This is a genomic window from Streptomyces silaceus (assembly GCF_001419745.1).
Classification (GTDB): Bacteria; Actinomycetota; Actinomycetes; order Streptomycetales; family Streptomycetaceae; genus Streptomyces; species Streptomyces silaceus.
This window is the reverse complement of the sequence record NZ_LIRJ01000010.1, coordinates 1-9,618: the sequence shown is the minus strand read 5'-3', so window position 1 is coordinate 9,618 and position 9,618 is coordinate 1. Positions and strand designations below refer to the sequence as shown.

Genomic DNA, 9,618 nt, shown 5'->3' with positions numbered 1-9,618 from the left:
GCGGAAGACCTCACGCACGTCGGTGACCGAGTCGGCCGCCTCCAGGAGCTCCCAGCCCTCGGCGTAGGCCTGCATCATCGCGTACTCGATGCCGTTGTGGACCATCTTGGAGAAGTGGCCGGCGCCGACCTTGCCCGCGTGGACGTACCCGAACTCGCCCTCGGGCTTGAGCGCCTCGAAGATCGGCTTGACGCGCGCGACGTTCTCGTCGGAGCCGCCGACCATCAGCGCGTAGCCGTTCTCCAGGCCCCACACGCCGCCGGAGACCCCGGCGTCGACGAAGCCGATGCCGCGCTCGGCGAGCTCGGCGGCGTGCTTCTCGTCGTCCGTCCAGCGGGAGTTGCCGCCGTCCACGACGATGTCGCCCTCGGAGAGCAGTTCCTTCAGCTCGTCCACGGTGGACTGCGTCGGGGCGCCCGCGGGGACCATCACCCAGACCACGCGCGGGCCTTCGAGCCGCTCGACGAGCTCGGCGAGGGAGGCGACGTCGGAGACCTCGGGGTTGCGGTCGTAGCCGATGACGGTGTGGCCGGCGCGGCGGATGCGCTCGCGCATGTTGCCGCCCATCTTGCCGAGACCGATCAGACCCAGCTGCATCTCTGCCATGTCAGTTCACTTGCCTTCTGCGGTACGGCCGCGCAGCGCGCGGTAGGTGGCGACCAGGGACTGGGTGGAGGCGTCGAGGCCGGGGACCTCGGCGCCGTCCGTGAGGGCGGGCTCGACGCGCTTGGCGAGCACCTTGCCGAGCTCGACGCCCCACTGGTCGAAGGAGTCGATGGTCCACACCGCGCCCTGCACGAACACCTTCTGCTCGTAGAGCGCGATGAGCTGGCCGAGGACCGAGGGGGTCAGCTCCTCGGCGAGGATCGTCGTCGTCGGGTGGTTGCCGCGGAACGTCTTGTGGGCCACCAGCTCCTCGGCGACGCCCTCGGCGCGCACCTCCTCCGGCGTCTTGCCGAAGGCGAGCGCCTGGCCCTGCGCGAACAGGTTGGCCATCAGCAGGTCGTGCTGGTCCGCGAGCGCGCCGAGCTCCTCGACCGGCTTGGCGAAGCCGATGAGGTCCGCCGGGATCACCTTCGTGCCCTGGTGGATGAGCTGGTAGTAGGCGTGCTGGCCGTTCGTGCCCGGCGTGCCCCAGACCACGGGACCCGTCTGCCACTGGACCGGCCGGCCCGCGCGGTCCACGGACTTGCCGTTGGACTCCATGTCCAGCTGCTGGAGGTACGCGGTGAACTTGGAGAGGTAGTGCGAGTACGGCAGGACCGCGTGCGACTGGGCGTCGTGGAAGTTGCCGTACCAGATGCCCAACAGGCCAAGCAGCAACGGCGCGTTGGCCTCGGCCGGGGCCGTGCGGAAGTGCTCGTCGACGAGGTGGAAGCCGTCGAGCAGCTCACGGAAGGCGTCGGGGCCGATGGCGATCATCAGGGAGAGCCCGATCGCCGAGTCGAAGGAGTAGCGACCGCCGACCCAGTCCCAGAACTCGAACATGTTGGCCGTGTCGATGCCGAACTCCGCGACCTTCTCGGCGTTCGTCGACAGGGCGACGAAGTGCTTGGCGACGGCCGCCTCGTCACCGAGGGAGGCGAGCAGCCAGGCGCGCGCCGCCGTGGCGTTGGTGATCGTCTCGATCGTCGTGAAGGTCTTCGACGCGATGACGAACAGCGTCTCGGCCGGGTCGAGGTCGCGGACGGCCTCGTGCAGATCGGCGCCGTCGACGTTCGAGACGAAGCGGAACGTCAACTCCCGTGCGGTGTAGGGGCGCAGCGCCTCGTACGCCATGGCGGGACCGAGGTCGGAGCCGCCGATGCCGACGTTCACGACGTTCTTGATCCGCTTGCCGGTGTGGCCGGTCCACTCCCCCGAGCGGATCCGCCCGGCGAACGCGGCCATCTTGTCGAGGACGGCGTGCACCTTCGGCACGACGTTCTCGCCGTCGACCTCGATCACGGCGTCCGCGGGGGCGCGCAGGGCGGTGTGCAGCACGGCCCGCCCCTCGGTCGTGTTGATCTTCTCGCCGCGGAACATGGCGTCGCGCTGCCCGAACACGTCGGTGGCGGCGGCCAGTTCCTGGAGCAGGGCGAGCGTCTCGTCCGTGATCAGGTGCTTGGAGTAGTCGATGTGCAGGTCGCCGACGCGGACCGTGTAGCGCTCGGCGCGCCGCGGGTCGGCGGCGAACAGCTCACGCAGGTGGGTGCCCTCGGTCTTGGCCCGGTGGTCCGCCAGGGCGCTCCACTGGGGGCGGCCGGTGAGCGGGAGGTCGGTGTCAGGCATCTGGAACGGACTCCTTGGTGGCGGTGGAGCCGGAGGCGTCTCCGTGCAGGGCCACGGCGTACATCTCGTCGGCGTCGAGGCGGCGGAGTTCTTCGGCGATGAGCTCGGCGGTGGAGCGGACCTTCAGGGCGAGGGTGCGCTCGGGCTGGCCGGGCAGGGACAGGGTGGCCAGCGGGCCGTCGGGGCGGTCGATGCGGATCTCTCTGTTGACCGTGCCGAGGCGGACCGCCGTGATGACGGGCCCGGCGGTGGTGACGCGCTCGACGGGGACGCCGAGGCGGGCGCCGAGCCAGCGCGCGAGGAGTTCGGCGCTGGGGTTCTCGGCCTCGGACTCGACGGCCGCGGAGACCACGTCGGCGTGCGCCTGGTCGAGGGCGGCGGCGAGCATGGAGCGCCACGGCGTGAGCCGGGTCCAGGCGAGGTCCGTGTCGCCGGGGGCGTAGGACACGGCGCGGGCCGCGAGGGCGGCGATCGGGTCCTCGACGGCGTACGCGTCGGTGATGCGGCGGGCGGCCAGCGCGCCGAGCGGGTCCTTGGCGGGCTCGTCCGGGGCGTCGACCGGCCACCACACGACGACCGGGGCGTCGGGCAGGAGCAGCGGCAGGACGACGGAGTCGGCGTGCCGGCCGACCTCGCCGTGCAGGCGCAGGATCACGGTCTCGCCGGTGCCGGCGTCGGCGCCGATGCGGATCTCGGCGTCCAGGCGGTTGCCCTGCCGGTCGCGCGGGGTGCGGGCGGTGCGCTTGATGACGACGAGGGTGCGCGAGGGGTGCTCACGGGACGCCTCCTGGGCGGCCTTGGTGGCGTCGTACGCGTTCTCCTCGTCGGTGACGATCACCATCGTCAGGACGACGCCCACGGCGGGGGTGCCGATGGACCGGCGCCCCTGCACGAGCGCCTTGTTGATCTTGCTTGCCGTGGTGTCGGTCAGGTCGATCTTCATGGCCTGCGCCAGCTCCGTCCGTCTCGTGCGAGCATCTCGTCGGCTTCCTTGGGGCCCCAGCTGCCCGAGGCGTACCGGGCGGGCGTGCCGTGGGTGTCCCAGTGCGCCTCGATCGGGTCGAGGATGCGCCAGGACTCCTCGACCTCCTCCGTGCGCGGGAAGAGGTTGGCGTCGCCCAGCAGTACGTCCAGGATCAGGCGCTCGTACGCCTCCGGGCTGGACTCCGTGAACGACTCGCCGTACGCGAAGTCCATCGACACGTCGCGGATCTCCATCGAGGTGCCCGGGACCTTGGACCCGAAGCGTACGGTCATGCCCTCGTCCGGCTGGACCCGGATGACGACCGCGTTCTGGCCGAGTTCCTCGGTGGCGGTGGAGTCGAACGGGGAGTGCGGGGCGCGCTGGAAGACGACCGCGATCTCGGTGACGCGGCGGCCCAGGCGCTTGCCGGTGCGCAGGTAGAAGGGGACGCCCGCCCAGCGGCGGTTGTCGATCTCCAGCTTCACGGCGGCGTAGGTGTCGGTCTTCGACCTCTGGTCGATGCCGTCCTCCTGGAGGTAGCCCTTGACCCGTTCGCCGCCCTGCCAGCCCTCGGCGTACTGCGCGCGGACCGTGGACTCCCCCAGGTCGGCGGGGAGCCGCACGGACTTGAGGACCTTGAGCTTCTCCGTCACGAGCGACTCGGCGTCGAACGCGGCCGGTTCCTCCATGGCGGTGAGCGCCATCAGCTGGAGCAGGTGGTTCTGGATGACGTCACGGGCGGCGCCGATGCCGTCGTAGTAGCCGGCACGGCCGCCGATGCCGATGTCCTCGGCCATGGTGATCTGCACGTGGTCCACGTACGACCGGTTCCAGATGGGTTCGTACATCTGGTTGGCGAAGCGGAGCGCCAGGATGTTCTGGACGGTCTCCTTGCCCAGGTAGTGGTCGATGCGGAAGACCTGCTCGGGCGCGAAGACGTCGTGGACGATCGCGTTGAGCTCGCGCGCCGACTCGATGTCGTGGCCGAACGGCTTCTCGATGACGGCCCGGCGCCAGGAACCCTTCGGGGCGTCCGCCAGGCCGTGCTTCTTGAGCTGCTGGACGACCTTGGGGAAGAACTTCGGCGGGACCGAGAGGTAGAAGGCGTAGTTGCCGCTGGTGCCGCGCTTCTCGTCCAGCTCGTCGACGGCCTCGCGCAGCTGCTTGAAGGCGGTGTCGTCGTCGAAGTCGCCGGGGATGAAGCGCATGCCCTCGGCGAGCTGCTGCCAGACCTCCTCGCGGAAGGGGGTGCGGGCGTGCTCGCGCACGGAGTCGTGGACGACCTGCGCGAAGTCCTGGTCCTCCCACTCGCGGCGGGCGAAGCCGAGGAGCGAGAAGCCCGGCGGCAGCAGTCCGCGGTTGGCGAGGTCGTACACGGCCGGCATCAGCTTCTTGCGGGACAGGTCACCGGTGACGCCGAAGATGACGAGCCCGGAGGGGCCCGCGACGCGCGGCAGACGCCGGTCGCGGGGGTCTCTCAGCGGGTTGCGCCAGGGACGGTTCGTGCTCACTTCGTGTCAGCTCCCTTGCCGTTCAGGGCGGTCGCGACGGCGGCGAGCAGGTCGTTCCACGCGATCTCGAACTTGGCGACGGCCTCGTCCTCCAGCTGCTGGACGACCTCGTCGTAGGAGATGCCGAGACGCTCGACCGCGGCGAGCTCGGCGCGGGACTGCTCGTAGGTGCCGGTGACGGTGTCGCCGTGGATGTCGCCGTGGTCGGCGGTGGCGTCGAGGGTGGCCTCCGGCATGGTGTTCACGGTGCCGGGGGCGGCCAGCTCGTCGACGTACAGGGTGTCCTTGTACGCCGGGTCCTTCACGCCGGTCGAGGCCCACAGGGGGCGCTGCTTGTGGGCGCCCGCCGCCTCCAGCCGGACCGCGCGGTCGGTGGCGAAGACCTGCTCGTACGCCTCGTACGCGAGACGGGCGTTGGCGAGGGCGGCCTTGCCCTTGAGGGCGAGCGCCTCGTCCGAGCCGACCTTGCCGAGGCGCTTGTCGATCTCGGAGTCGACGCGCGAGACGAAGAAGGAGGCGACGGAGTGGATCGTGGAGAGGTCGATGCCGCGCTCGTGGGCCTTCTCCAGACCGGCCAGGTAGGCGTCCATGACGGCCTTGTAGCGGTCGAGGGAGAAGATCAGCGTGACGTTGACGGAGATGCCGAGGCCGATGACCTCGGTGATGGCCGGGAGGCCCGCCTTCGTCGCCGGGATCTTGATCATGACGTTCGGGCGGTCGACGAGCCAGGCCAGCTGCTTGGCCTCGGCGATCGTGGCCTCGGTGTCGTGGGCCAGGCGCGGGTCGACCTCGATGGAGACCCGGCCGTCGCGGCCGCCCGTCGCGTCGTGCACGGGGCGCAGGATGTCGGCGGCGGCGCGGACGTCGGCCGTGGTCATCATGCGGACGGCCTCGTCGACGGTGACCTTGCGGACGGCCAGGTCGGCGAGCTGGTCCTCGTAGCCCTCGCCGGAGCCGATGGCGGCCTGGAAGATCGAGGGGTTCGTGGTGACGCCCACGACGTGCTTGCGCTCGATGAGCTCGGCGAGGTTGCCGGACTCGATGCGCGTGCGGGACAGGTCGTCGAGCCAGATGGAAACGCCTTCGTCGGACAGGGCCTTGAGGGGTGCGACGGCGTTGCTCATGTCGGTCATCTTCTTTCGGACGTGCTCAGTGTGCGGTGATGATCAGGACAGGGTGATCAGGATCGCGTGATCAGGCGCGGGCGGCGGCCACGGACTCACGGGCCTTGGCCGCGACGTTCTCGGCGGTGAAGCCGAACTCGCGGAAGAGGACACCGGCGTCGGCGGAGGCGCCGAAGTGCTCCAGGGAGACGATGCGCCCCGCGTCGCCGACGTAGCGGTACCAGGTCAGGCCGATCCCGGCCTCGACGGCGACCCGGGCCTTGACCGACGGCGGCAGGACGGAATCCTTGTACGCCTGGTCCTGCTCCTCGAACCACTCGACGGACGGCATCGACACGACGCGGGTGGCGAGTCCCTCGGCCTCCAGCGCCTCGCGGGCGGCGACGGCGAGCTGCACCTCGGAGCCGGTGGCGACCAGGAGGACGTCGGGGGTCTCCTTGGACGCCTCGACCAGGACGTAACCGCCCTTGGCGGCTTCCTCGTTGCGCTCGTACGTCGGGACGCCCTGCCGGGTCAGCGCCAGGCCGTGCGGGGCCGGCGCGACCGAGCCGCGGCGCAGGATCTCGCGCCAGGCGACGGCCGTCTCGTTGGCGTCGGCCGGGCGGACCACGTTCAGGCCCGGGATGGCGCGCAGCGAGGCGAGGTGCTCGACCGGCTGGTGGGTCGGGCCGTCCTCGCCCAGGCCGACGGAGTCGTGGGTCCAGACGTAGGTGACCGGGAGCTGCATGAGCGCCGACATGCGGACGGCGTTGCGCATGTAGTCCGAGAACACCAGGAACGTGCCGCCATAGATGCGGGTGTTGCCGTGCAGCGCGATGCCGTTCATCTCCGCGGCCATCGAGAACTCGCGGATGCCGAAGTGGACGGTGCGGCCGTACGGGTCGGCCTCCGGGAGGGGGTTGCCCTTGGGGAGGAAGGACGACGTCTTGTCGATGGTGGTGTTGTTGGAGCCCGCGAGGTCGGCGGAGCCGCCCCACAGCTCGGGGATGACCGGGCCGAGGGCCGCGAGGACCTTGCCGGACGCGGCGCGCGTGGCGACCTTCGTGCCGGGCTCGAAGACGGGGAGCGCCTGCTCCCAGCCCTCGGGGAGGCGGCCCGCGACGATCCGGTCGAGCAGTGCGGAGCGCTCGGGGTTCTCGGTGCGCCAGGCTCCCAGCCGCTTGTCCCAGGCGGCGTGGGCCTCGGCGCCGCGGTCGAGGGCGGCGCGGGTGTGGGCGATGACGTCGTCCTCGACGATGAACGTCCGCTCGGGGTCGAAGCCGAGGACGCGCTTGGTGGCGGCGATCTCGTCGGCGCCGAGCGCGGAGCCGTGCGAGGCCTCGGTGTTCTGCGCGGTCGGTGCGGGCCAGGCGATGATCGTGCGCATCGCGATGATCGAGGGCCGCTCGGTCTCGGCCTTGGCGGCGGCGAGCGCCTCGTAGAGGGCCGCGACGTCGACGTCGCCGTTCTCCTGCGGCGTGATGCGCTGCACGTGCCAGCCGTACGCCTCGTAGCGCTTGAGGACGTCCTCGGAGAAGGCGGTCGCGGTGTCGCCCTCGATGGAGATGTGGTTGTCGTCGTAGACGAAGACGAGGTTGCCGAGCTTCTGGTGTCCGGCCAGCGAGGAGGCCTCGGCGGAGACGCCCTCCTCCAGGTCGCCGTCGGAGACGATCGCCCAGATGGTGTGGTCGAAGGGGCTCGTGCCCTCGGGGGCCTCGGGGTCGAACAGGCCGCGCTCGTAGCGGGCGGCCATGGCCATGCCGACGGCGTTGGCGACGCCCTGGCCGAGCGGCCCGGTCGTCGTCTCGACCCCGGCGGTGTGGCCGTACTCGGGGTGCCCCGGCGTCTTGGAGCCCTGCGTGCGGAAGGCCTTGAGGTCGTCGAGCTCCAGCTCGTAGCCGGAGAGGAAGAGCTGGGTGTAGAGGGTGAGGCTGGTGTGGCCGGGCGAGAGGACGAAGCGGTCGCGGCCGGTCCACTCGGGGTCGGCCGGGTCGTGCCGCATGACCTTCTGGAAGAGGGTGTACGCGGCGGGGGCCAGGCTCATGGCCGTGCCGGGGTGCCCGTTGCCGACCTGCTGCACGGCATCGGCCGCCAGGAGGCGGGCGGTGTCGACGGCACGCCGATCGAGGTCGGTCCACTCGAAGGGGCCGAGGGCGTCCGGTGTCTGCGTGCTCATCTGTAAGACTTCCTTCGCATCCGTTGTGCATCCGTGGTGCCGGAAGGCACCGGCGGTCCGGGTCCAAAGTCCCTGGTCCAGCCACGTACGAACTTAAAGGTCATACTTTTGGCGAGGTAGGTGCCCCCGTGTCAGCGTTCGGTGAAAATGGGACACGGTCAGCAGTCGAAGTCGATCAAGCACGAGGAATGCGGATGACGGAGCGGGGCGGCGCACATCCGAGCGCACATCTGGGAGCCGCGGAGCACATCCGTACGTATCCCTTCGACCCGAGCGCGAGCGTCTCCGGCGTCGGGATGCAGGTCGGCCCGATGGGCACGGACGGCCCCTGGGCGGGCGGCGTGGGCCTCGCGCGACGCGTGCACCGGATCGACTTCCACGTCCTGCTGTTCTTCCGCGAGGGCCCGGTCCACCACACGGTCGACTTCACCCCGTACGAGGCCGCGGCGGGCGACATCCTGTGGATCAGGCCCGGCCAGGTGCACGGCTTCTCGGCCACCGACCGCTATGCCGGCACGGCCCTCACGATGCAGCCCGGCTTCCTGCCGCGCGCGACCGTGGAGTCGACGGGCATGTACCGCTACGACCGCCCGCCGCTGCTCCACCCGGACGCGGCCCAACGCGCCGCGCTGGACTCCTCGCTCGAACAGCTCCAGCGCGAGTACCTGGACACCGAGACCCTCCCGCTGAGCCTGCACACGAACGTGCTGCGGCACTCGCTGACCGCCTTCATGCTGCGCGTGGCGCATGTGTCGGCGCAGGCCGCGGCCGACGAGTGCCGGCCGCAGCCCGACACGACGTTCACCCGCTTCCGCGCCGCGGTGGAGCAGGGCTTCACGACCAATCACAGCGTCAGCGCGTACGCGGACGAACTCGGTTACTCACGGCGCACCCTGGTGCGCGCCGTGCGCGCCGCCACCGGCCAGACCCCCAAGGGCTTCATCGACCGGCGCGTGGTCCTGGAGGCGAAGCGGCTGCTGGCCCACACCGAGCTGCCGGTGGGCCGGATCGGCGCGGCCGTCGGCTTCGCCGACTCCGCGAACTTCTCGAAGTTCTTCCAGCTGCACACCGGGGTGACTCCGGCGGCCTTCCGCGCCGAACAGGTCTGAGCGGCCCCACGCCCGACGGACCGCCCGCCGCCGGACCTCTGCCCGACGGGCCGCCCGCCGCCGGGCCTCTCCGAAGCCCTTGACTTCGAGTGCGCTCCAGCGAGTTCACTGTGCGCCCATGGAGTACACGCAGCTCGGACGCACCGGCCTCAAGGTGAGCAGGATCGTGCTCGGCACGATGAACTTCGGCGGCCTGGCCGACGAGGAGACCAGCCACGCGCTCATGGACACGGCGCTCGACGCCGGCATCAACTTCTTCGACACGGCGGACATCTACGGCGTCGACGAGGAGAAGGGCCGGACGGAGAGCATCCTCGGATCGTGGTTCGCGCGGGGTGGCGGGCGGCGCGACAAGGTCGTCCTCGCCACCAAGGTGTACGGCAACATGACCAACGACGGCACGCCGTGGCACCAGCAGTCGTGGCCCAACCACGACCGGCTCAGCGCGCTCCACATCCGCCGCGCCGTCGAGGCCTCGCTGCGG

At 70.8% G+C, this 9,618-nt stretch carries 8 protein-coding genes; 2 read left to right on the top strand and 6 right to left on the bottom strand.

The genetic code is table 11. From position 1 onward, the window contains the following. The 6 genes from AOK22_RS01160 to tkt form a co-directional block, all read right to left on the bottom strand. Positions 1-597: NADP-dependent phosphogluconate dehydrogenase (locus tag AOK22_RS01160; RefSeq protein ID WP_055696625.1), on the bottom strand; the 597-nt coding region annotated here is incomplete at its 3' end. Between the two features lie 15 nt (positions 598-612). Further along, positions 613-2,271, bottom strand: coding sequence for a glucose-6-phosphate isomerase (gene pgi, locus AOK22_RS01155; RefSeq protein WP_055696624.1), 1,659 nt, complete (start codon positions 2,269-2,271; stop codon positions 613-615). After that, positions 2,264-3,214 carry a glucose-6-phosphate dehydrogenase assembly protein OpcA gene (gene opcA, locus AOK22_RS01150; protein WP_055696623.1) on the bottom strand — a complete coding sequence of 317 codons (951 nt, stop codon included), beginning with the start codon at positions 3,212-3,214 and terminating at the stop codon, positions 2,264-2,266. The genes pgi and opcA overlap by 8 nt, the downstream gene beginning before the upstream one ends. Next, on the bottom strand, positions 3,211-4,746 hold the full coding sequence (zwf, locus tag AOK22_RS01145; RefSeq protein WP_055696622.1) for a glucose-6-phosphate dehydrogenase: 1,536 nt from the start codon (positions 4,744-4,746) through the stop codon (positions 3,211-3,213). Before zwf ends, opcA begins: the two co-directional genes overlap by 4 nt. Beyond that, positions 4,743-5,879 carry a transaldolase gene (gene tal, locus AOK22_RS01140; protein WP_055696621.1) on the bottom strand — a complete coding sequence of 379 codons (1,137 nt, stop codon included), beginning with the start codon at positions 5,877-5,879 and terminating at the stop codon, positions 4,743-4,745. Before tal ends, zwf begins: the two co-directional genes overlap by 4 nt. 61 nt (positions 5,880-5,940) lie before the next feature. Further along, a complete protein-coding gene (gene tkt / locus AOK22_RS01135) occupies positions 5,941-8,025 on the bottom strand; it encodes a transketolase (RefSeq protein ID WP_055696620.1) in 2,085 nt (694 codons plus the stop codon). Between the two features lie 194 nt (positions 8,026-8,219). Here tkt and AOK22_RS01130 point away from each other — a divergent pair, with 194 nt between their 5' ends. Beyond that, on the top strand, positions 8,220-9,134 hold the full coding sequence (locus AOK22_RS01130; protein ID WP_055696619.1) for a helix-turn-helix transcriptional regulator: 915 nt from the start codon (positions 8,220-8,222) through the stop codon (positions 9,132-9,134). A 118-nt stretch (positions 9,135-9,252) separates the two neighbouring features. Further along, a partial coding sequence (locus tag AOK22_RS01125; protein WP_167357818.1) for an aldo/keto reductase occupies positions 9,253-9,618 on the top strand: 366 nt, incomplete at its 3' end.

Excerpts from the sequence above, each read along its gene's own strand:
- pgi (WP_055696624.1), bottom strand. The coding sequence starts at position 2,271 with ATGCCTGACACCGACCTCCCGCTCACCGGCCGCCCCCAGTGGAGCGCC.
- opcA (WP_055696623.1), bottom strand. The coding sequence starts at position 3,214 with ATGAAGATCGACCTGACCGACACCACGGCAAGCAAGATCAACAAGGCG.
- tal (WP_055696621.1), bottom strand. The coding sequence starts at position 5,879 with ATGACCGACATGAGCAACGCCGTCGCACCCCTCAAGGCCCTGTCCGAC.
- tkt (WP_055696620.1), bottom strand. The coding sequence starts at position 8,025 with ATGAGCACGCAGACACCGGACGCCCTCGGCCCCTTCGAGTGGACCGAC.
- AOK22_RS01130 (WP_055696619.1), top strand. The coding sequence starts at position 8,220 with ATGACGGAGCGGGGCGGCGCACATCCGAGCGCACATCTGGGAGCCGCG.